This is a genomic window from Rathayibacter sp. PhB186, from assembly GCF_003751825.1.
GTDB lineage: Bacteria > Actinomycetota > Actinomycetes > Actinomycetales > Microbacteriaceae > Rathayibacter > Rathayibacter festucae.
In genome coordinates, this window is record NZ_RJKO01000012.1 from 1 (window position 1) to 20,647 (window position 20,647).

The following is a 20,647-nucleotide window of genomic DNA, read 5'->3' on the forward strand; positions in this document are numbered from 1 at the left end:
CGACCCCTCCATCGTCCAACCACAACGAGCCAGCCACAAGATCCTTTCCCCGCCCTGCGCTGGCGCCGAAGGCGCCCCCTCCGCTCGATACGCCCGCGCAGCGGGCTACTCGATCAGCATGGAACGCCGCAGCAGCATGCTGGTCGAGTAGGCGCCGGAGGCGGCGCATCGAGACCCCGGCTCAGGACTCCGGGACCTCGATGCGGGGGAAGAGCGGGGCGAGGGTGCCGACGGTGGTGCCGACGGGCAGCTGTCCCCACTCCCCCGCCGCGCGCAGCGGCTGGGCGGTGAGGGCGCCGAGCGCGTCCTGCACGCCGAGCGCCTCCCAGAGCGCCGTGGTCGCGCGGGGCACGACCGGCGAGAGCAGCACCGCCAGGGCGCGCAGCCCCTCCGACGCCGTGTAGAGCACGGTGCCGAGGCGCTCGCGCTCGTCCTTCTTGGCCAGGGCCCACGGCTCCTGCTCGGTGATGTAGCCGTTGAGCTCGTCGACGATCGTCCAGACGGCGGTGATCGCGTCGTGGATCGCGAGGGTCTCGATCGAGCGGTCGGCCGCGGCCGCCGCCTCCGCGACCGTCGCCTGCACGCGCTCCTCCGCCTCGGTCAGTGCCGAGGGCTCGGGCACGACGCCGTCGTAGTAACGGTGCAGCATCGCGATGACCCGCGAGGCGAGGTTCCCGAAGCCGTTCGCGAGCTCGGCCTGGTACCGCGCCGCGAGGTCCTCCCAGGAGAAGGAGCCGTCCTGGCCGAAGGTGATCGCCCTCATGAAGTAGTAGCGGAACGCGTCCGAGCCGAAGGTGTCGGTGATCTGCTCCGGCGCGATGCCGGTCAGCTTCGACTTCGACATCTTCTCGCCGCCGACCAGCAGCCAGCCGTGGCCGAAGACCTGCTTGGGCACGTCGAGCCCGGCGGCCATCAGCATCGCGGGCCAGATCACCGCGTGGAAGCGGAGGATGTCCTTGCCGACGATGTGGGTCGCCGGCCAGCGGCGCTCGAACTCCGCCTCGTCCTGGCCGTAGCCCACGGCGGTGATGTAGTTGAGCAGTGCGTCGAACCAGACGTAGACGACGTGCGAGTCGTCCCAGGGCACCTTGACGCCCCAGTCGAAGCTCGAGCGCGAGATCGAGAGATCGGCGAGGCCCTGGCGCACGAAGCTGACGACCTCGTTGCGCGCCGACTCGGGCTGCACGAAGTCGGGGCGCTCCTCGTAGAGCGCGAGCAGTCGCTCGGTGTACTCGCTCATCTTGAAGAAGTAGTTCTTCTCCTTGAGCAGCTCGACCGGCTTGGAGTGGATCTTGCAGACGTACTGGCCCTCGTACTCGCCGGTCCCCTCGTCGAGGTCGGAGAGCTGCTTGTACTCCTCGCAGCCCACGCAGTAGTAGCCCTCGTACTCGCCGGTGTAGATCGCGTCCTCGTCGTAGAGCTTCTGCAGGAACTTCTGCACGTTGACCTCGTGGCGCTGCTCCGTGGTCCGGATGAAGTCGTCGTTGGCGATGTCGATCGTCGACAGCAGCGGCTTCCACGAGTTCTGCACGAGCCGGTCGGCCCACTCCTGCGGGGTCGTCCCGTTCGCGGTGGCGGTGCGCAGGATCTTCTGGCCGTGCTCGTCGGTCCCGGTCAGCAGCCAGGTGTCGTCGCCCGCCTGGCGGTGCCAGCGGGTGAGGACGTCGGCGGCGACCTCGGTGTACGCGTGCCCGATGTGGGGGACGTCGTTCACGTAGAAGATCGGGGTCGTGAGATAGAAGGAGGCGCCGTCGGACATGGCGACCATCCTAGGGTTCGCCGCCGGGGCCTCCCGCTGTGTGACGGAGCGGTGCCGGACGCGACCCGGGCCGGGGCTCAGCCGCGACGGGACGCGAGGGCCGCCTCGTACAGCGCGCGCTTGGAGAGGCCGGTGATCTCCGCGACCTCGGCCGACGCCTCCTTGAGCCGCGCGCCGGCCGCGACACGCTCGAGCACGTCGGCGAGCCCGTCCTCGAGGGAGGACTCGCGCTCGGGAGCGCCCTCGACCACCAGGCAGATCTCGCCGCGGAGGCCGTCGGCCGCCCACTCGGCGAGCTCGGCCGCGGTGCCGCGGCGGACCTCCTCGAACATCTTGGTCAGCTCGCGGCAGACCACGACCCGCCGCTCGGGGCCCATCGCCTCGACGAGATCGGCCAGGGAGTCGCCGATGCGGTGCGGCGACTCGAAGAAGACCATCGTCCGGCGCTCGTCGACGAGCGAGCGGAACAGCGTGACCCGCTCGCCGTGCTTGCGCGGCAGGAAGCCCTCGAAGCTGAAGCGGTCGGTCGGCAGACCGGAGACGGCGAGCGCCATCAGCACGGCCGACGGGCCGGGCAGAGCGGTCACGCGGACACCGGCGGCGACGGCGGTCTCGACGAGGTGGTAGCCCGGGTCCGAGACGGTCGGCATGCCGGCGTCGCTGAGGACGAGAAGGTCCTCCTCGCGGGCGAGCTCGACCAGCTCGGCGGAGCGCTCGCGCTCGTTGTGGTCGTGCAGGGCGTAGAGCTGCGGGCGGTTCTCGATCCCGAGGGCGCGGAGCAGCTGGATGGTGACGCGGGTGTCCTCGGCGGCGATGTACCGGGTGCTCTCGAGCGCCTCGACGAGCCTCCGCGTCGCGTCGCCGAGATTGCCGATGGGCGTGCCGGCCAGGATGATCATCCGTCCATCCTCCCAGTCGGCGCGCGTCGGCGGCCGAACACGGCCCGGCGGCGGATCCGCGCGCCGTTAGCATGGCCGGGTGACGGACCGACCGCAGCGCGACTTCGACGACCTGCTCCTCGACTCCGCGGGGGCCTCGCGCGCCGTGCCGGTCGGGCCCGCGGACGGGAGCACCGCCGAGAGCACCGCCCGCGGCACTGCCGCGAGCACCGCCGAGAGCACCCCGCCGGCGCGCGTGCGCGAGAGCGCGCCGGACCTGCCCCGCGGCTCCTGGTTCGACGACGTGCACGACCGCCTCGTCGCGACCACCGCGCGCCGCCGGCTCTGGGAGCTGGGGCTGCCGATCCTCGTCGTCGTGGTCGCCGCCGTGCTCCGCCTCTGGAACCTCGGGCACCCGCGCTCGCTGGTCTTCGACGAGACCTTCTACGTCAAGGACGCCTGGACCCTCTGGAACCTCGGCTTCGAGGGCGCCTGGCCGGAGAACCCCGACCCGGGCTTCGCCACCGGCGCCGTCGACGTCTTCACCGGAGCGCCGTCCTTCGTGGTGCACCCGCCGCTGGGCAAGTGGATCATCGGGCTCGGGATGGGCCTGCTCGGCGCGGACGACAGCGTCGGCTGGCGCCTCGCCACCGCGATCGTCGGCATCCTCGCGGTCGCCCTCGTGATCGTGATCGGGAAGCTGCTCTTCCGCTCCACCTTCCTCGCCTCGCTCGCCGGCCTGCTGCTCGCGATCGACGGCCACGCGATCGTGATGTCGCGGGTCTCGCTGCTCGACGGCATCCTGATGTTCGTCGCCCTCTGCGGTGTCGCCGCGATCCTGCTCGACCGGCGCTGGGCCGAGGAGCGGATGGCCGTGAAGGTCGCCGCGGGCGACCTGCCGAGCTGGGGACCGGTGCTCTGGTGGCGGCCCTGGCTGCTGACCGCCGGTCTGATCTTCGGCCTCGCGGCGGGAGTGAAGTGGACGGGCATCTACTTCCTCGCCGCCTACGGCGTCTACGCGGTCGTCGTCGATGCGCTGCTGCGCCGGCGCGCGGGCGTGCCGTTCTGGGTCAGCGGCGCGATCCTCAAGCAGGGGCCGGTCACCTTCCTCCTGGTCGTGCCGATCGCGCTGATCGCCTACCTCGGCACCTGGCTCGGCTGGCTGCGCACCTCGGGCGGCTGGGCGCGGCAGTGGGCGACGGAGGCCCCGGGCAACGCCTGGACCGGCGCGCTCGCCTGGGTGCCGGACTGGGCGCAGAGCCTCTGGCACTACCACGTGCAGATGTACGACTACTCGATCAATCTGCGCGCCACGCACCCCTACGAGGCGAACCCGCTGACCTGGCTGCTGATGCTGCGGCCGACGAGCATGTACTTCGTCGACCAGGCGACCGGGGTCGACGGCTGCGCGGCGGTGCGCTGCGACGAGGCGATCACCTCGGTCGCGAATCCGCTGATCTGGTACGCCGGCGTGCTCGCGCTGGTCTACCTGCTCTACCGGCTCGCCCGCTACCGGGAGTGGCGCGCCGGCTTCGTGCTGATGGGCATCGTCGCCGGGTACCTGCCCTGGATGCTGTACCTGGACCGCACCGTCTTCCAGTTCTACTGCGTCGTCTTCGAGCCGTACATGATGCTGGCGCTCGCCCTGACGGCGGGGGTGGTGATCGGCAAGCGCGGTGACGAGCGCGGCAGACGCACGCGCGGCATCGTGATCGTGCTGATCTTCGTGGTGCTCGCGGCGGCCCTGACCGCGTACTTCTACCCGCTCTGGACCGGGCAGCAGACGTCGTTCTCGTTCTGGCAGGCGCACATGTGGTTGCCCTCGTGGGTCTGATCGCCCGGATCGGGCCCGGGCTCGCGGCCTGCGCGGCAGCGGCGGTCCTGGCGTTCGCGGTGCACCTGGCGATCCCCGCCGTGCCGATGCTGACGGCCGCCGTGGCGCTCGGCATCCTGGTCGCGCAGCTGCCGGCGGCCCGCCCGCTGCTCAGCGGCCGGCTGGCCCCGGGGCTCAAGTTCTCCTCGCGCACGCTGATGCGCGCCGGCATCGTCCTGCTGGGGCTCAAGCTCTCGCTCGTCGACATCGCTTCGCTCGGCTGGGGCGCGATCCTGATCGTCGTCGCGATCGTGCTCGCGACCTTCGGGCTGACCTACGGACTCGGGCGCGCACTGCGCCTGCCCGGCCGCGAGCCGCTGCTGCTGGCCGCGGGCTTCTCGATCTGCGGGGCCTCGGCGGTCGGCGCGATGGCCGGGGCGACCCGGGCGAAGGAGGAGGAGCAGGCGGTACCGGTCGCGCTGGTCACCCTCTGCGGCACCCTCGCGATCGCGGTGCTGCCGGCGCTGCGCTACCCGCTCGGGCTCACGGACGTGCAGTTCGGGCACTGGGTCGGCGCGTCGGTCCACGACGTCGGCCAGGTGGTGGCGACGGCGCAGGTCGCGGGGGCGTCGGCCCTCGCGATCGCGGTGGTCGTGAAGCTGACCCGCGTGGTGATGCTGGCGCCGATGGTGGCGGTCGCCGCTGCCGTGACGCGACGCGGCGGAGACGAGGGCGGACCGCGCCCCGCCATCGTGCCGCTGTTCGTGGTCGGCTTCCTCGCGGCGGTGCTGCTGCGGACGCTCCTGCCGCTGCCGGAGAGCGTGCTGGTCGCGGCGGACACGGCGCAGACCTGGCTGCTGGCGGCGGCGCTCTTCGCGCTCGGGAGCGGTGTGCGGCTGCGGGCGCTGCTGACGACCGGCTGGCGGGCGCTGGTCGTCGCGCTCGCCTCGTGGTTCGCGATCGCGGTGATGTCGCTGGCGGCGGTGCACGCGACGCTCTGACGCTCGTCGAGGCGCGACGCTTCGAGTGCTCGGAGCCTGGGACTGTTACGGGATGCGTCGCTCCGGCGGCCCGGTGTCGGCGGCGCCCGCTAGCGTCGATCGCATGGCAGATCGCGAGTACGGCTTCAAGACGCGGGCAATCCACGCCGGCAACATCCCCGACCCGGTGACGGGCGCGCGAGCGCTGCCGATCTACCAGACGAGCGCGTTCGTCTTCGACGACACCTCCGACGCGGCGGCCCGGTTCGCGCTGCAGAAGTACGGGAACATCTACTCCCGGCTCTCCAACCCCACCGTCGCCTCGTTCGAGGAGCGGGTCGCGAGCCTCGAGGGCGGCCTCGGCGCCGTCGCGACCGCCTCCGGCCTGTCGGCGCAGTTCATCACCTTCGCGGCGCTGGTCGGCGCGGGCGACCACGTCGTCTCCTCCGCCAACCTCTACGGCGGCTCGATCACCCAGCTCGACGTGACACTGCGGCGCTTCGGCGTCGAGACCACCTTCGTGCAGTCGAGCGACCCGGCCGACTACGCCGCCGCGATCACCGAGAAGACCAAGGTGCTCTACGCCGAGACGATCGCGAACCCCTCCGGCGAGATCGCCGACATCGAGGGCCTGGCCGCCGTCGCGCACGCCGCCGGCATCCCGCTGATCATCGACTCGACCGTCGCGACGCCGTACCTCGTCCGCCCGATCGAGTGGGGCGCCGACATCGTCATCCACTCGGCCACCAAGTTCCTCGGCGGGCACGGCACCACGCTCGGCGGCGTCGTCGTCGAATCGGGGCGCTTCCACTACTCGCAGGAGAAGTTCCCGCTGCTGCACGACGCCGTCGCGTCCTACGGCGGTCTCTCCTGGGACGGCAACTTCGGCGAGTACGGCTTCCTCACGCGCCTCCGCGCCGAGCAGCTGCGCGACATCGGCCCGGTCCTCGCCCCGCACTCGGCCTTCCTGCTCGCGCAGGGCGTCGAGACGCTGCCCTACCGGATCCAGGCGCACGTCGACAACGCCCGCCGCGTCGCGGAGTGGCTCGACGCCGACCCGCGGATCGAGGAGGTCTACTGGGCCGGCCTGCCCGCGCACCCGCACCACGAGCGCGCGCAGAAGTACCTGCCCAAGGGCCCCGGCTCGGTCTTCAGCTTCGTGGTCAAGGGCGGCCGCGCCGTCGGCCAGACCTTCATCGAGTCGGTCGACCTCGCCAGCCACCTCGCCAACATCGGCGACGCGAAGACGCTGGTGATCCACCCCGCCTCGACGACGCACGCGCAGCTCACCGAGCAGCAGCTGCTGCACGCCGGGGTGCTGCCGGGCCTCGTCCGGCTCTCGGTCGGCATCGAGGACGCGGACGACATCATCTACGACCTCGATCAGGCGCTCACCCGCGCGGTCGAGGAGCACGGCACGCCGGACGCACCGACCGAGTTGCCGCCGGACGACGTCTCGGTGACCATCGACTCCCCGACCGTGGAGGTCTGACCATGAGCGACACCGCCACCGCTGCCGACACCGCCGCGACCACCGAGGCCGACGACACCGTCGTCGCGCACCTGTCCAACGGGCTCAGCTGCTCCGTGCCGACGAACTCGCCGCTGGCGAAGCTGCTCAAGTCGCAGCGCACCTGGGTCGGGCCGGACGCGAAGAAGCGGCTGGACATCCTCCGCCGCGCGAAGACCGTCGCGATCGTCGGCGCCTCGCCGAACCCGGCGCGCTCCTCCTACTTCGTGTCGACCTACCTGCAGCAGTCGAGCGACTACGAGCTGTACTTCGTGAACCCGAACGCGAAGGAGATCCTGGGGCAGCCGGTCTACAAGAGCCTCGCCGACCTCCCTGTGGTGCCGGACATCGTCGACGTGTTCCGCAAGGCCAGCGACATCCCCTCGGTCATCGACGACGTCGTGGCCATCGGCGCGCCGACGGTCTGGGTGCAGCTCGGCATCTGGAACCAGGAGGCCGCCGAGTACGGCGAGTCGAAGGGCCTCACCGTGGTGATGGACCGCTGCCTCAAGGTCGAGCACGCCCGCTTCCACGGCGGCCTGCACCTCCTCGGCTTCGACACCGGCCAGATCACCTCCCGCAAGACCCTGCGCTGACGCCGCCCCTCCCTCCTCCGCGAGATGCCACTTGTGCACGCTTTCCACGGCGTGTCGCGCGCACAAGTGGCATCTCGCGGAGGGGGTCAGTCGCCCTTCACGTTGACGAGCTGGCGGAGGGTGTGCCGGATCTCGACGAGGTCGGCCGAATCGGCCATCACCCGGTCGATCGGCTTGTAGGCCGCCGGGATCTCGTCGAGGAACGCGTCGGTGTCGCGGTACTCGATGCCGGCCATCGCCTCGCGCAGCTGCTCGCGGCTGAAGGTCTTCCGCGCCGCCGACCGGGAGTACTCGCGGCCGGCGCCGTGCGGCGACGAGTTCAGCGACATCGCGTCACCGCGCCCCACCACCACGTACGAGGCGGTCCCCATCGAGCCGGGGATGCGCCCCGGCCGTCCGGTGTCGGCCTGGATCGCGCCCTTCCGGCTCACCCAGACGTCGCGGCCGAAGTGGCGCTCCTTCTCGGTGAAGTTGTGGTGGCAGTTGATCCGCTCCCGCTCCTGGACCGCGACGCCGCTCCACTCGGCGAGCTGGCGGATGACCCGGTCCATCATCTCCTCGCGGTTGAGCAGGGCGAACCGCTGCGCCCACCGCAGCTCGGCGACGTAGCGGTCGAACGGCTCCGTCCCCTCGACCAGATAGGCGAGGTCGGGGTGCGGCAGCGCGATCCAGTGCCGCTCGCAGTACTCGCGGGCGACCCGGATGTGCGCCGTCGCGATCCTGTTGCCCACGCCCCGCGAGCCGGAGTGCAGGAACAGCCAGACCGCGTCCGTCTCGTCGACGCTCACCTCGATGAAGTGGTTGCCGCTGCCGAGCGAGCCGACCTGCAGCCGCCAGTGCTTCGCGGAGCGCGCCGGATCGAAGCCGGCCTCGGCGGCGAGCGCCTCCAGCTCGGCCACCCGCGGCTCGGCGGTCGCGACGACCTTCCGGTTCGCAGCTCCCGCCGACAGCGGCACCGCCCGCTCGATCTGCCGCCGCAGCTCGCCCAGGTCGCGGCCGGCGAGGTCGCTCCGGGAGAACTGCGTGCGCACGGCGATCATGCCGCAGCCGATGTCGACGCCCACGGCCGCCGGGATGAGCGCGCCGAGGGTCGGGATGACCGAGCCGACCGTCGCTCCGAGTCCGAGGTGGGCGTCGGGCATCAGCGCCAGGTGGGGGTGGATGAACGGCATCTCCGACGCGGTGAGCGCCTGCTGCCGCGCGTTGTCGTCCAGGATGCTCGCCCAGGAGACGAGCCGCTCCGTGATTCTCTGCATGGTCCTTCCTCTCGTGAAGGCCCGGCGGTCGCCGGGATCGGGGTGGGACGCGCTCGGGGCGGCGGGATGCCGCGAGCCGACCACGAGGCCCCTCCCCTGCAGAGGAGTGCCGACGCACGAGGGCCCCGAGACGCCGTCGTCCGGGAGCCCGCGGCGGATGCCTAGGGGTGCCGGACGACGCCGGGCTGGAGGTTCGCGAGATCGCGCTTCGAGCGTTCGAGCTCGACCGCGCCGACGAGGGCGCGGGGGCGATCGGCGACGAGCAGCTCGTCACGGGTCGATCGATTCGCGGTCACGGGCTGCTCCTTCCGGGCGTCGGGGGTGCGCACTCCGGTGGCGTGCCCGCCGAAGCTAGCAGTGCTGCTGGTGCCGTGCAACCCGGGCGTGTCGCGCGGCACGGGACGTCGGAGCACATCGGCGAAGGATCCTCCTGCCGTCCAGTGAGCACCTCCCCCTCGAGTCGGAGTCTCCTCCGCATCGCGTGGGCGCTCTCTGGGCGACCCCTCCGTGTCCCCGGATCCGTGACAGCGACAGGAGTAGGCAGGACGGGCAAGGGAGAAGCGAACTCCGCCGATCGTGACAACGAATCCGGCCGCCCGGCGGCCACGAAGAGGTGTACGAAACGATGAGAACCACCCGTCCCACTCCAGTCGCCCAGCGCCCGAGGCGCCTCCTGATCGCAGGGCTCGCCTGCGGCGCCCTCGCCCTCGGGTCGGTCGCCACGGCCCCGGCCGTCTTCGCGGCCGAGGCGCCGGTCAGCGCCGCTGCCGCGTCCGCCGCCGCCTGGCCCGTCGTCGCCGAGGGCGAGAACAGCGCCAACGCCCGCACGGTGCAGCACCTGCTGAACGCCGCCGGCGCCTCCGTGGACGCCGACGGCGTCTTCGGCCCCGCCACCGCCGCCTCGGTGACCTCCTTCCAGAGCGCGCGCGGCCTCTCCGCCGACGGCATCGTCGGCGCGCAGACCTGGGCCGCCCTGATCACGACGGTGTCCTCCGGCGACTCCGGCGAGGCGGTCAGCGCGCTCCAGGTGCAGCTGAACAAGGTCGGAGCGAGTCTCACGGTCGACGGTGCGTTCGGCGCCGCGACCCTCGCCGCCGTGAAGAGCGTCCAGTCGGCGGCCGGGCTGACCGTCGACGGCGTCGTCGGTCCGCAGACCTGGCAGTCGCTGGTCGGCGCCGGCTCGGGCACCACGCCCGACCCGGGCCAGCCGGGCGAGACCTTCGCGACCCTCAGCGAGGAGCAGCTCGCGAACATCCGCACGATCATCGCGGAGGGCAAGACCGCCGGCGTCCCCGAGTACGGCTGGGTCGTCGCCATCGCCACGGCGATGCAGGAGTCGCGACTGCGGAACCTCTCCGGTGGCGACCGCGACTCGGTCGGCCTGTTCCAGCAGCGCCCGTCGGCGGGCTGGGGCGACGCGGCCGATCTCGTCGACCCGGTCTACGCCTCGAGGGCGTTCTACGGGGCGGCGAACAGCCCCACCACGAACACCGGCCTGACGGACATCGCCGGCTGGGAGTCGATGTCGGTGACCGAGGCGGCGCAGGCCGTGCAGGTCTCCGCCTACCCGGACGCCTACGCGCAGTGGGAGACCCTGGCGCGCGAGGCCGTCGAGAGCGAGGGATGAGGATCATGAGCACCACGGACATCAGAACGACAGAGATCAGCACGCCGACGATCAGCACGACCGCCGCCACCACGATCCCCGAGACCCGGCGCGCACGGAGTCTCGGCGCCCGCGCCCTCGCGGTCGTCACCGCCCTGCTGCTCGCCTTCGGCGTCAGCGTCGGGACCGCGACCAGCGCTCAGGCGGCCGACTGGCCCGTCCTCTCCTCCGGCTCGACCGGCGAGGACGTGACCACCGCGCAGTACCTGCTCCGCTCCTCCGGCCAGTCGCTCGCGGTCGACGGCGCGTTCGGCGCCGGCACGCAGTCGGCGGTCACCTCCTTCCAGTCCGGCGCGGGTCTCGCTGCCGACGGCGTGATCGGTGCGGCCACCTGGGGTGCCCTGACGGTGACCGTGCAGAGCGGCGCCTCCGGAGACGCCGTCAGCGCCGTCCAGACGCAGCTGAACGCGAACGGCGCGTCCGTCGCGGTCGACGGCGCGTTCGGCGCGGCGACCACCGCCGCGGTGCAGAGCTTCCAGGGCAGTGCCGGACTGACCGCCGACGGCATCGTCGGACCGGCCACCTGGAAGGCGCTCGTCGCCGGGACCGGTGGCGGCACGACGCCTCCCCCGTCGGGCGACGCCGCCGCGACCGCGCAGGCGATCCTCGACAACCCGGGGATCGAGCTCTACGAGCTGGGCTCGGACGCCGCCTCCACCTCGCTCGCGAACATCCGCGACACGGCCGCCGGCCAGCCGGCGAAGACGAGCCCCGAGGGCGACGCCGGAGTGACCTCGGTCGCGCTGAACCCGGCCATGCTCGACGCGCTGCTGAAGCTGAACACGCAGTACGGCCACACCCTGCGGGTCACCTCCATCGCGGGTGAAGACCACTCCACCGGCTCCGGCCACTACACCGGCGATGCGGTCGACATCGACCTGATCGACGGCGTGCGGGTCTACGAGGGCGCCGACCACCAGGCGATCCAGAACGCCTGCGCCGAGATGGGCGCGACGCTCACGCTCGGCCCCGGCGACGCGGGCCACTCGGACCACGTGCACTGCGAGTTCTGACCCTCGGGACCTCGGTCCGGGTACTCGGAACAACAGGGGGCGGGCGCTCGATCGGGCGCCCGCCCCCTTCCGCGCGCGAGGCGTAGTCTCGGGAGATGAGTGCATACGTCTCCGCCTTCGACCTGTTCAGCGTGGGGATCGGCCCCTCCAGCTCGCACACGGTCGGTCCGATGCGGGCGGCCCTGGCCCTCGGCGAGCGGCTGCGGGACGCCGGGCTGCTCGACCGGGTGAGCCGCGTGGTCTGCACGCTCTACGGCTCGCTCGGCTCCACGGGCATCGGCCATGGGACGCCGGACGCGATCGTCGCCGGGCTGTCCGGGCTGCACCCGGAGACCTGCGACCCCGAGGAGGTCCGCGGAGCGTGGCGGCGGCTCGACGAGGACGGCGCGATCGCGCTCGCGGGCGAGGCGCGCCTGCCGATGACGCGCGACGACATCGCCTTCGAGCCGCGCACCCGGCTCCCCGAGCACCCCAACGCCCTGACGTTCAGCGTCTGGCTCGGCGACGCGGCGCTGCCCGAGTGGGAGGAGACCTACTACTCGATCGGCGGCGGCTTCATCCGCCGGGCCGGCGAGCGCGCCGAGCTGGCCTCGCTCGCTCCGCACCCCTACCCCTTCGTCTCCGCGCTCGACCTGCTCGCGACCTGCGACCGGACCCGCTCGAGCATCGACGAGATCGCCGCCGCGAACGAGCGGGCGCTGCACCCCGGCCTCGACGTCGACGCGCGGCTGGACGCGATCTGGGACGCGATGGCCGCCTGCGTCGAGCACGGCCTGGCGACCGAGGGCGTCCTGCCGGGAGGTCTGGGCGTGCAGCGCCGCGCCTCCGTCCTGCGCGGCAGGCTCGAGGCCTTCGAGGACGACCCGCTGGACCGCGCGCGGGCGACCTCGGTGGAGTGGCTGCACGCGTTCGCGCTCGCAGTGAACGAGGAGAACGCGGCCGGCGGACGCGTCGTCACGGCGCCGACGAACGGGGCGGCGGGCATCATCCCGGCCGTCGCGCACCACTACCTCCGCTTCGTGCCCGGGGCGGACCGCGCGGGCATCCGGCGGTTCCTGCTCACCGCGACGGCGATCGGCTCGCTCTGCAAGACCAACGCGTCGATCTCGGGTGCCGAGGCCGGCTGCCAGGGCGAGGTCGGCTCGGCCTGCGCGATGGCGGCGGGCGCGCTGTGCGCGGTACTCGGCGGGACCCCGCGGCAGGTGGAGAACGCGGCCGAGATCGCGATGGAGCACCACCTCGGGCTGACCTGCGACCCCGTCGGCGGGCTGGTGCAGATCCCGTGCATCGAGCGCAACGCGATCGCGGCCTCGACGGCGGTCAGCGCGGCGCGGCTGGCGCTGCACGGCGACGGGACGCACCGGGTCTCGCTCGACACCGTGATCGAGACGATGCGCCAGACGGGCATCGACATGTCCTCGAAGTACAAGGAGACCAGCGAGGGCGGCCTCGCGGTCAACGTCATCGAGTGCTGAGGGCGGCGGTCGGTACCGCAGGAGGGACGGCCGCGCCGAGCGGACTGTGACGCCGGATGAACCACGATGACGCACCGGCCTGCGGAGCGTCGGGGGTCGCGCCTAGCGTGGTGCGAGTGAGCAGCACTGCAGCCCCCTACCTCGCCCGGCCGATCGTCTCGACCCAGTGGCTGGCCGACCAGCTCGGCCGCGAGCACCTCGTCGTGGTCGACGCGAGCGTCCTGCTGGTGACCGGCTTCGACGGCCGGCCCGGCTACCTCGGCGGCGACGAGCAGTACCTCCTCGAGGGCCACGTGCCCGGTGCGGTCTTCGGCGACCTGCTCGCGCAGCTCTCGGATCCGGAGGCGGCCCTCCCCTTCACCCGGCTCGACCCCGAGCGCTTCGCCGCGGCGACGGCCGCCCTCGGCATCGACGACGACTCGGTGGTCGTCGTCTACGACTCCGCGGTGGGCCAGTGGGCGTCGCGCCTGTGGTGGCTCCTGCGCGCCGCCGGGCACGACGCGGTCGCGGTGCTCGACGGCGGACTCAGCGCCTGGCGGCGGGAGGAGCGCCCGATCGAGACCGGTCACGTCGAGCCGCGGGCCGCCGCGGGCATCACCGTCCGCCCCGAGCGCCCGCTCTGGATCGACAAGGCCGGCGTCGAGCGCGTCGTCCGCGGCGAGGAGCCGGGCGCCCTGATCTGCGCCGTGCCGCCGAAGGAGTTCACCGGCGAGCAGGGGCGCCGGCCGCGCCTCGGCCACCTCCCCGGCTCGGTCAGCGTCCCGGCCGTCCGGCTGGTCGACCGCGAGGACAACACGCTCCTCCCGCCGGAGCGGCTGCGGGCGCTCTTCGGCGAGACGCTCCGGGCCGAGCGGATCGTCCTCTACTGCGCGGGCGGGATCGCCGCGACGGCCGACGCGCTCGCGCTCGCCGTCCTCGGCGTCGACACCGCGGTCGTCTACGACGGCTCGCTCAACGAGTGGGCCGCCGATCCCGACGCCCCGCTCGTCGTCACGGCTGCGTGAGCAGCTCCTCAGGCAGCTCCGTCGTCGGCAGCGCGCAGACGAAGGCCTCGCAGGAGTAGGCCGTCGGCAGACCGTCGCGCGACGTCCGGCCCTCGAAGAGCTCGAAGCCGGCGCGGGCCCACTCCGCCGCCGCGTCGTCGCTCACCACCGCGAGCACGCCCAGCCCGGTCTCCCGGGCGCCGCGCTGCAGCGGTGCCCGTGTGCCGTCGTCCGGGACGACGACGACCAGCTGCGTGACCGGCTGCGCGAGGCGCCCGGCGAGCGCGAGCACCCCGCCGAATCCCATCGGCTGCCCGAGTGCCCCCGGCCCGATGCCCGCGACCACGGCCTCCGCCGCCTCCCGGTAGCGCCGCTCCCCCGTCAGGAGGTACAGCACATGCGCCGCGTCGGCCGCCGCCGAGAGGCCCGAGGGGTAGGCGCCCTCGGACGGGTCCGCCGCCAGCAGCAGCCCACGCGCGGTGAGCGCCGGGTCCCCACCGCCGGGCAGCGCGAACGGCGGCCAGGACGCGGCCGCGTCCAGCGCCCCGTCGATCAGCGTCCGGGCGACGACCGCGGAGCGGGGCGTCCCCTCGGCGAGCGCCAGCTGCAGCAGCCCGCCGGCGAGCATGCCGAGATCCTCCAGCGCCGGGCGCGCGGCGGAGACGGAGTCGCCGAGCGAGGCGCGGACGCCGACGCGCCCGTCGACGAGGTGCCGCTCCAGGAGGAGATCGGCGGCGGCACGCGCGGCAGCGATCCAGTCCTCCCGGCCCAGGGCTCGCCCGGCTCGCGCGAGCGCTCCGATCGCCAGCCCGTTCCAGCCGGTGACGACCTTCTCGTCGAGCGCGGGGGGCGCCAGATCCGTGCGGTCCTCGGCGAGGTAGTAGCCGCCCTCCGAGCGCTGCCCGTCGATGACGCTCTCGGAGTCCTGCGCGCTGGCGAAGCCGCCGCTCGGCCGCCGCAGCGTCGCGAGCAGGAACGACGCGACGCCCTCCGCCACCCCGGCGAGCGCCTCCCGGTCGACGCCGTCGCGCCCGAGCAGCACCGCCGCGACGTCGAGCAACTGCGCGTTGTCGTAGAGCATCCGCTCGTAGTGCGGATCGCTCCAGTCCTGGCGGGTGGCGTAGCGGAAGAAGCCGCCGTCGCGATCCCTCAGCGGCGAGCCCGCCAGCGTCAGCAGCGTCCGCTCGGCCAACTCCGCGCCGTCGTCCCGCGACGCCAGGAACCCGAGCACCGGCGCCACCGGGAACTTCGGCGCCCCGCCGAAACCGCCGTGCACCCGGTCCTCCTCGGCCGCGAGCGCCCCGACGGCCGCCGCGAGCGTCGCGTCGTCCGGGAGCGCGTCTCCCGACGGCACCACCGCGGTCGCCTCCCGCAGCGCGGTGCTGAGCGACCCCGCCGTCGCCTGCACCTCGTCGCGCCGCAGCCGCCACGCCTCCGACACCGCGTCGAGCACGTCCGAGAACGCCGGCACCCCGCCGACGGCCCGCGGCGGGAAGTACGTCCCCGCGTAGAAGGTCTCCCCGGCCGGAGTCGTGAACACCGTCAGCGGCCAGCCCAGATTCCGCGTGAACGCGCTCGCCGCCGTCAGATACGCGGTGTCGACGTCCGGATGCTCCTCCCGGTCCACCTTGACCGCCACGAACCCGTCGTTCAGCCGCGCCGCCAGCACCGGGTCCGAGAACGACTCCCGCGCCATCACATGGCACCAGTGGCAGGTCGCGTACCCGATCGACACCAGCACCGGCACGTCCCGGCGCACCGCCTCCGCGAACGCCTCCTCCCCCCACGGCCACCAGTCGACGGGGTTGTCCGCATGCGAGCGGAGGTACGGGCTGACACTGGAGCGGAGTCGTTCGGCCATGCCCTCCACGCTAGACGCGCCGCCCGCCGCCGCCCGAGGCGTTGACAGCCGCCCCCACGCTCGCCGCTCCCCCGGTGGACACCCGCTCCGCGGGGCCCCCTGCTGATCGAGTAGCCCGCGCAGCGGGCGTATCGAGATCCACCACCGCCCGAAGCCGAGCCTGCAGACCCACCCCGCTGACGCCGACAGGTCTCGATACGCCCCTCCGGGGCTACTCGACCAGCATGATCTGCTGACTTCATGTCGATCGAGTAGCCCGCGCAGCGGGCGTATCGAGATCCACCACCGTCAGGAGATGAGTCTGCAGACCCGCCCTGCTGACGGCGGTGGGTCTCGATACGCCCCTCCGGGGCTACTCGACCAGCATGGAAGGACGCCCCGGCACGCCGTGCGCTGGACGGCAGGTTCCTGAGAAGGTCGAGTCTCGTCCCGAAGGGATGGACGCCTCCCCTCGGCGCCCACCCTCGCCTCCGGCGGGGTGGACGCGGTGCCTCGTCGCGGCTCCTGGCTCGGGCCTGGCGGGCGCGCCGCAGGCGCGCGGGAAGGAGCCGCGACGGGGCACCGCGTCCGCCCCACCCGCCAGCACCCCAAACGCCGAAGGACGCCTCAGCGCTCGAAGAACCAGCCGGTCGGCCGCTGCGGCCCCGGCGACCCGCCGCCGCTCGCCCGCCGGCCGAAGACCAGGTACGCGATGCTCCCCGCGAACGGGAGGATCACGATCAGTGCCACCCAGCCGACCTTCGCGACCTTCGACAGCCGCCCGTTCGCCAGCACGCCCCGGATCGCGAGGATCAGCAGGACGATGTTGAGGATCACGAGGAGGGACTGCGTGTTCACACTCGGCTCTCTGCTCGGCCCGCACGGCGCGGGTGGCCGCCCGCGGGATTCCGCCGGGAGACCTGGGCATCATGTCACGGCGCCGTAGGATGGAGGGCTCATGTCAGACGTCCTCAGCATCCGGTATCCTCCCGAACTCCCCGTCTCGGCGCGCAGGGACGACATCGCCGCCGCCATCCGCGACCACCAGGTCGTGATCGTCGCCGGCGCCACCGGCTCCGGCAAGACGACGCAGCTGCCCAAGATCTGCCTCGAGCTCGGCCGCGAGAGCATCGCGCACACCCAGCCCCGCCGCATCGCCGCCCGCACCATCGCCGAGCGCATCGCGGAGGAGCTCGACGACGAGGTCGGCGGGATCGTCGGCTACCAGGTCCGCTTCACCGACAAGGCGAGCGCGTCGACCCGGATCAAGCTGATGACCGACGGCATCCTGCTCAACGAGATGAACCACGACCGGATGCTCAGCCGGTACGACACGATCATCATCGACGAGGCGCACGAGCGCAGCCTCAACATCGACTTCCTGCTCGGCTATCTGCACCGGCTGCTGCCCCGCCGCCCGGATCTCAAGCTGATCATCACCTCCGCCACGATCGACCCGCAGAGCTTCGCCGAGCACTTCCGCGACGCCGCCGGCGAGCCCGCCCCGATCATCGAGGTCTCCGGCCGCACCTACCCCGTCGAGATCCGCTACCGCCCGCTCGTCGCCGAGGAGCCCGAGGAGGAGGACGACACCGACGTCCCCGACGCCACGAGCGGCAGCCGCGATCTGATGACCGGCATCGCCGACGCGCTGGCCGAGCTGGCGCGCGAGGACCAGGGCGACGTCCTCGTCTTCCTCTCCGGCGAGAACGAGATCCGCGACGCCGAGGACGCCATCCGCGGCCGGAACCTCCCCGGCACCGAGGTCCTCCCCCTCTACGGCCGGCTGTCGGCCGCCGATCAGCACCGCGTCTTCGAGCGCGGCCGCACGCCGGGCGTCCGGCGCCGGGTGGTGCTCGCGACCAACGTCGCCGAGACCAGCCTCACCGTGCCCGGCATCCGCTACGTGATCGACGGCGGCACCGCTCGCATCTCGCGCTACAGCGCCCGCTCGAAGGTGCAGCGCCTGCCGATCGAGGCGATCTCGCAGGCGTCGGCCAACCAGCGCTCCGGCCGCTCCGGCCGCACCAGCGCGGGCATCGCGATCCGGCTCTACTCGGAGGAGGACTTCGAGCGCCGCCCCGAGTTCACCGATCCGGAGATCCTGCGCACCGGCCTCGCCGCCGTCATCCTGCAGATGATCTCGCTCGGCCTCGGCGACATCGCCGGCTTCCCGTTCCTCACCCCGCCCGACTCCCGCGGCATCAAGGACGGCCTCGACCTCCTCACCGAGCTCGGCGCCCTCCGCTCCCACGCCACCCCCGCCGACTCCCCCTCGCGAGATGCCACTTATGAGGGCGACACGCCGAAGAAACCCGTCACAAGTGGCATCTCGCGGGGGGCCGACACGGCGCCTCAGCTGACGAGGATCGGGCGGGACCTCGCGCGGCTGCCGATCGACCCGCGCTTCGGGCGGATGGTGATCGAGTCACGCAAGCACGACGTCAGCCGCGAGGTGATGGCGATCGTCGCCGGGCTGACGATCCAGGACGTCCGGGAGCGCCCGCTCGAGCGCCGCGCGCAGGCCGACCAGCAGCACGCCCGCTTCGTCGACCCCACCAGCGACTTCCTGACCCTGCTCAACCTCTGGAACTACGTGGAGGAGAAGCAGGCCGAGCTCTCCTCCAGCGCCTTCCGCCGGCTCTGCAAGGCCGAGTACCTCAACTACCTCCGCGTGCGAGAGTGGCAGGACGTCTTCCGCCAGCTCCGCCAGCTGGCTCGGCCGCTCAAGCTCGAGCTGGGCGAGCCGAAGGTCGACCCGGACGGGATCCACCGGAGCCTGCTCGCCGGCCTGCTCTCGCACCTGGGCATCAAGGACACCACCTCGCAGCAGGCGCAGCGCGCGGCGAAGAACCGCGAGCGCCAGAGCGTCCAGTACGTCGGCGCCCGCAACGCGAAGTTCTCGATCTTCCCCGGCAGCGCGCTGGCGAAGAAGCAGCCCGACGCCCTGATGAGCGCCGAGCTGGTCGAGACCAGCAAGCTGTTCGCCCGCTCCAACGCCGCGATCGATCCGGCCTGGGCCGAGGCGATCGCCGGCGACCTCGTGAAGCGGCAGTTCAGCGAGCCGCACTGGGAGAAGGCTCAGGGCGCGGCCGTCGCCTACGAGAAGGTCACGCTGTACGGCGTGCCGATCATCGCGCGGCGCCGGGTGCAGTTCTCCCGGATCGACGCCGGCTACGCCCGCGAGCTCTTCATCCGGCACGCCCTCGTCGAGGGCGAGTGGGACGCGCGGCACGCCTTCGACCGGAAGAACCGGGCCCTGCGCGCCGAGCTCGAGCGCCTCGAGGAGCGCACCCGCCGCCGCGACCTGCTCGTCGACGACGAGGCCGTCTTCGACTTCTACGATCGCCGCGTCCCGCGCGACATCACCTCGGTGCGCTCCTTCGACTCCTGGTGGCGCACCGCGCAGCACGACGAGCCCGACCTGCTGACCATGACGCAGGAGACCCTCCTGCCCGAGGACGCGGAGCAGATCGACGAGACCGCGTTCCCGACCCAGTGGCGCCAGGCCGACCAGCGCTTCCGGCTCTCCTACCGGTTCGAGCCGGGCACGGAGGAGGACGGCGTCACCGTGCACGTGCCGCTCGCGCTGCTGCCGCGCGTCACACCGCTCGGCTTCGACTGGCTGGTGCCGGGGCTCCGCGCCGAGCTCGTCACCGCGATGATCAAGGCGCTGCCCAAGCACCTGCGCCGGAACGTCGTGCCCGCGAACGACTGGGCGCGCAAGCTCACCGCCGCGCTCCCCCAGGACGTGCCGAACCCGCCGACGGAGTCGTTCGCCGCGACCCTCGCCGGGGCGATCCGCCGCGAGGCCGGCGTCGTGATCGACGCCTCCGACTTCGACCTCGAGCGCATCCCCGCGCACCTCCGGGTCACCTTCGCGATCGCCGACGAGCGCGGCCGGACCGTCGCCGCCGGCAAGGAGCTCGCGCCTCTGGCCGAGCGCCTGCGCGGCCGGGTCCGCGACGAGGTCGCCCGGGTCGTCGAGGCGCGCGTGCCCGACGCCCTCGAGCGCCGCGGCATCAAGACGTGGGACATGGCGGAGCTCCCCCGTGTCACCGACACCCGCCAGGGCGGCAACACGATCCGCGCCTACCCGGCACTGATCGACGACGGCGACTCCGTCTCGATCCGCCTGCTCGCGACCGCGGAGGACCAGGCGCGCGAGCACCCGCGCGGCGTCCGCCGCCTGCTGCTGCTCGCGACGCCCAGCCCGGTCGCCTACGTGCAGCAGTACCTGACCGCCAACGAGAAGCTCGTGCTCGCGCAGAGCCCGTACCAGAACACGACGGCGCTGTTCGGCGACTGCCTGCTCGCCTGCGTCGACGCGGTGCTCTGGCGGATGAAGCCGGACGGCATGCTCTTCCTTCGCGCCGAGTTCGACGCGGTGCGCGACCGGGTCTCGGGCAGCGTGATGGACTCGATGTTCGAGACCGTGAAGACCGTCACCACGATCCTCACCACGGCGCGCGGCGTCGAGAAGGCGCTCAAGGCCTCGACGAGCATGGCGCTGCTCCCCGCGCTGACCGACGCCCGCGAGCAGCTGACCGGGCTCGTGCACCCCGGCTTCGTCTCGGCGACCGGCCTCGAGCGGCTGCGGCACCTGCCCCGCTACCTCGGCGGCATCACCGAGCGCTTCGGCAAGATCGGCGAGAACGTCGGCCGCGACCGGGTCTGGCTGAACGAGGTGCAGGCGGCGCAGGAGCTCTACCGCTCCGCGGGCGGCACGATCCCGCTGCCGCCGCACGCTCCGGAGCGATTAGCGCGCGCGCGCTGGCTGATCGAGGAGCTGCGGATCAGCTTCTTCGCGCAGAGCCTGGGCACCGTCGAGAGCGTGTCGCTGCAGCGGATCCGGAAGGTCCTCGCGGGCTGACCGGG

Annotated in this window: 15 protein-coding genes; 9 read left to right on the top strand and 6 right to left on the bottom strand. The window is 72.7% G+C overall.

Features of this window, described 5'->3' with window-relative positions:
• Positions 1 to 181: 181 nt before the first annotated feature.
• Positions 182 to 1,759 (bottom strand): methionine--tRNA ligase, encoded by a 1,578-nt coding sequence (gene metG, locus EDF45_RS19920; RefSeq protein WP_123737609.1) that lies wholly within the window; start codon positions 1,757 to 1,759, stop codon positions 182 to 184.
• Positions 1,760 to 1,836: 77 nt separating this feature from the next.
• Positions 1,837 to 2,658, bottom strand: a complete 822-nt coding sequence (gene rsmI, locus EDF45_RS19925) for a 16S rRNA (cytidine(1402)-2'-O)-methyltransferase (protein WP_123737608.1) — start codon at positions 2,656 to 2,658, stop codon at positions 1,837 to 1,839.
• 79 nt (positions 2,659 to 2,737) lie between these two features.
• Here rsmI and EDF45_RS19930 point away from each other — a divergent pair, with 79 nt between their 5' ends.
• The 4 genes from EDF45_RS19930 (at position 2,738) to EDF45_RS19945 (ending at position 7,536) form a co-directional block, all read left to right on the top strand.
• Positions 2,738 to 4,471 (top strand): dolichyl-phosphate-mannose--protein mannosyltransferase, encoded by a 1,734-nt coding sequence (locus EDF45_RS19930; protein WP_260312333.1) that lies wholly within the window; start codon positions 2,738 to 2,740, stop codon positions 4,469 to 4,471.
• Positions 4,450 to 5,451: a YeiH family protein gene (locus EDF45_RS19935; RefSeq protein WP_123737607.1), complete on the top strand. Its 1,002-nt coding sequence runs from the start codon at positions 4,450 to 4,452 to the stop codon at positions 5,449 to 5,451. Before EDF45_RS19930 ends, EDF45_RS19935 begins: the two co-directional genes overlap by 22 nt.
• Positions 5,452 to 5,554: 103 nt before the next feature.
• Complete coding sequence (locus EDF45_RS19940) at positions 5,555 to 6,922, top strand: O-acetylhomoserine aminocarboxypropyltransferase/cysteine synthase family protein (RefSeq protein WP_123737606.1); 1,368 nt, start codon at positions 5,555 to 5,557, stop codon at positions 6,920 to 6,922.
• Positions 6,923 to 6,924: 2 nt separating this feature from the next.
• Entirely contained in the window at positions 6,925 to 7,536 is a 612-nt protein-coding gene (locus EDF45_RS19945) for a CoA-binding protein (RefSeq protein WP_123705153.1), read from the top strand.
• An 86-nt stretch (positions 7,537 to 7,622) separates the two neighbouring features.
• Here the strand turns inward: EDF45_RS19945 and EDF45_RS19950 are convergent, their stop codons facing one another.
• Both EDF45_RS19950 and EDF45_RS21855 read right to left on the bottom strand, forming a co-directional pair.
• Positions 7,623 to 8,792 (bottom strand): RtcB family protein, encoded by a 1,170-nt coding sequence (locus tag EDF45_RS19950; protein ID WP_123737605.1) that lies wholly within the window; start codon positions 8,790 to 8,792, stop codon positions 7,623 to 7,625.
• A 161-nt stretch (positions 8,793 to 8,953) separates the two neighbouring features.
• Positions 8,954 to 9,088 (bottom strand): hypothetical protein, encoded by a 135-nt coding sequence (locus EDF45_RS21855; RefSeq protein ID WP_260312332.1) that lies wholly within the window; start codon positions 9,086 to 9,088, stop codon positions 8,954 to 8,956.
• Positions 9,089 to 9,417: 329 nt separating this feature from the next.
• On the opposite strand from EDF45_RS21855, the gene EDF45_RS21630 reads away from it, so the two are divergent.
• The 4 genes from EDF45_RS21630 (at position 9,418) to EDF45_RS19980 (ending at position 13,950) form a co-directional block, all read left to right on the top strand.
• Complete coding sequence (locus tag EDF45_RS21630; RefSeq protein ID WP_221181166.1) at positions 9,418 to 10,419, top strand: peptidoglycan-binding protein; 1,002 nt, start codon at positions 9,418 to 9,420, stop codon at positions 10,417 to 10,419.
• A 5-nt stretch (positions 10,420 to 10,424) separates the two neighbouring features.
• Positions 10,425 to 11,471: a peptidoglycan-binding protein gene (locus tag EDF45_RS19970; protein WP_185020293.1), complete on the top strand. Its 1,047-nt coding sequence runs from the start codon at positions 10,425 to 10,427 to the stop codon at positions 11,469 to 11,471.
• 95 nt (positions 11,472 to 11,566) lie between these two features.
• Positions 11,567 to 12,946 carry an L-serine ammonia-lyase gene (locus EDF45_RS19975; protein WP_123737603.1) on the top strand — a complete coding sequence of 460 codons (1,380 nt, stop codon included), beginning with the start codon at positions 11,567 to 11,569 and terminating at the stop codon, positions 12,944 to 12,946.
• Between the two features lie 116 nt (positions 12,947 to 13,062).
• Entirely contained in the window at positions 13,063 to 13,950 is an 888-nt protein-coding gene (locus EDF45_RS19980; RefSeq protein WP_165909152.1) for a sulfurtransferase, read from the top strand.
• On the opposite strand, the gene EDF45_RS19985 is transcribed toward EDF45_RS19980, so the two are convergent.
• Entirely contained in the window at positions 13,937 to 15,790 is a 1,854-nt protein-coding gene (locus tag EDF45_RS19985; RefSeq protein WP_123737601.1) for a thioredoxin domain-containing protein, read from the bottom strand. The two genes, EDF45_RS19980 and EDF45_RS19985, sit on opposite strands and share 14 nt — an antisense overlap.
• 606 nt (positions 15,791 to 16,396) lie before the next feature.
• The gene (locus EDF45_RS19990; RefSeq protein ID WP_123737600.1) at positions 16,397 to 16,627 is read right to left on the bottom strand and encodes a PLD nuclease N-terminal domain-containing protein; all 231 of its coding nucleotides are present in this window, start codon (positions 16,625 to 16,627) and stop codon (positions 16,397 to 16,399) included.
• A 100-nt stretch (positions 16,628 to 16,727) separates the two neighbouring features.
• Here EDF45_RS19990 and hrpA point away from each other — a divergent pair, with 100 nt between their 5' ends.
• Complete coding sequence (gene hrpA, locus EDF45_RS19995; protein ID WP_123737599.1) at positions 16,728 to 20,642, top strand: ATP-dependent RNA helicase HrpA; 3,915 nt, start codon at positions 16,728 to 16,730, stop codon at positions 20,640 to 20,642.
• The last annotated feature ends 5 nt before the right edge of the window (positions 20,643 to 20,647 follow it).

Excerpts from the sequence above, each read along its gene's own strand:
- metG (WP_123737609.1), bottom strand. The coding sequence starts at position 1,759 with ATGTCCGACGGCGCCTCCTTCTATCTCACGACCCCGATCTTCTACGTG.
- rsmI (WP_123737608.1), bottom strand. The coding sequence starts at position 2,658 with ATGATCATCCTGGCCGGCACGCCCATCGGCAATCTCGGCGACGCGACG.
- EDF45_RS19940 (WP_123737606.1), top strand. The coding sequence starts at position 5,555 with ATGGCAGATCGCGAGTACGGCTTCAAGACGCGGGCAATCCACGCCGGC.
- EDF45_RS19945 (WP_123705153.1), top strand. The coding sequence starts at position 6,925 with ATGAGCGACACCGCCACCGCTGCCGACACCGCCGCGACCACCGAGGCC.
- EDF45_RS19950 (WP_123737605.1), bottom strand. The coding sequence starts at position 8,792 with ATGCAGAGAATCACGGAGCGGCTCGTCTCCTGGGCGAGCATCCTGGAC.
- EDF45_RS21630 (WP_221181166.1), top strand. The coding sequence starts at position 9,418 with ATGAGAACCACCCGTCCCACTCCAGTCGCCCAGCGCCCGAGGCGCCTC.
- EDF45_RS19970 (WP_185020293.1), top strand. The coding sequence starts at position 10,425 with ATGAGCACCACGGACATCAGAACGACAGAGATCAGCACGCCGACGATC.
- EDF45_RS19975 (WP_123737603.1), top strand. The coding sequence starts at position 11,567 with ATGAGTGCATACGTCTCCGCCTTCGACCTGTTCAGCGTGGGGATCGGC.
- EDF45_RS19985 (WP_123737601.1), bottom strand. The coding sequence starts at position 15,790 with ATGGCCGAACGACTCCGCTCCAGTGTCAGCCCGTACCTCCGCTCGCAT.
- hrpA (WP_123737599.1), top strand. The coding sequence starts at position 16,728 with ATGTCAGACGTCCTCAGCATCCGGTATCCTCCCGAACTCCCCGTCTCG.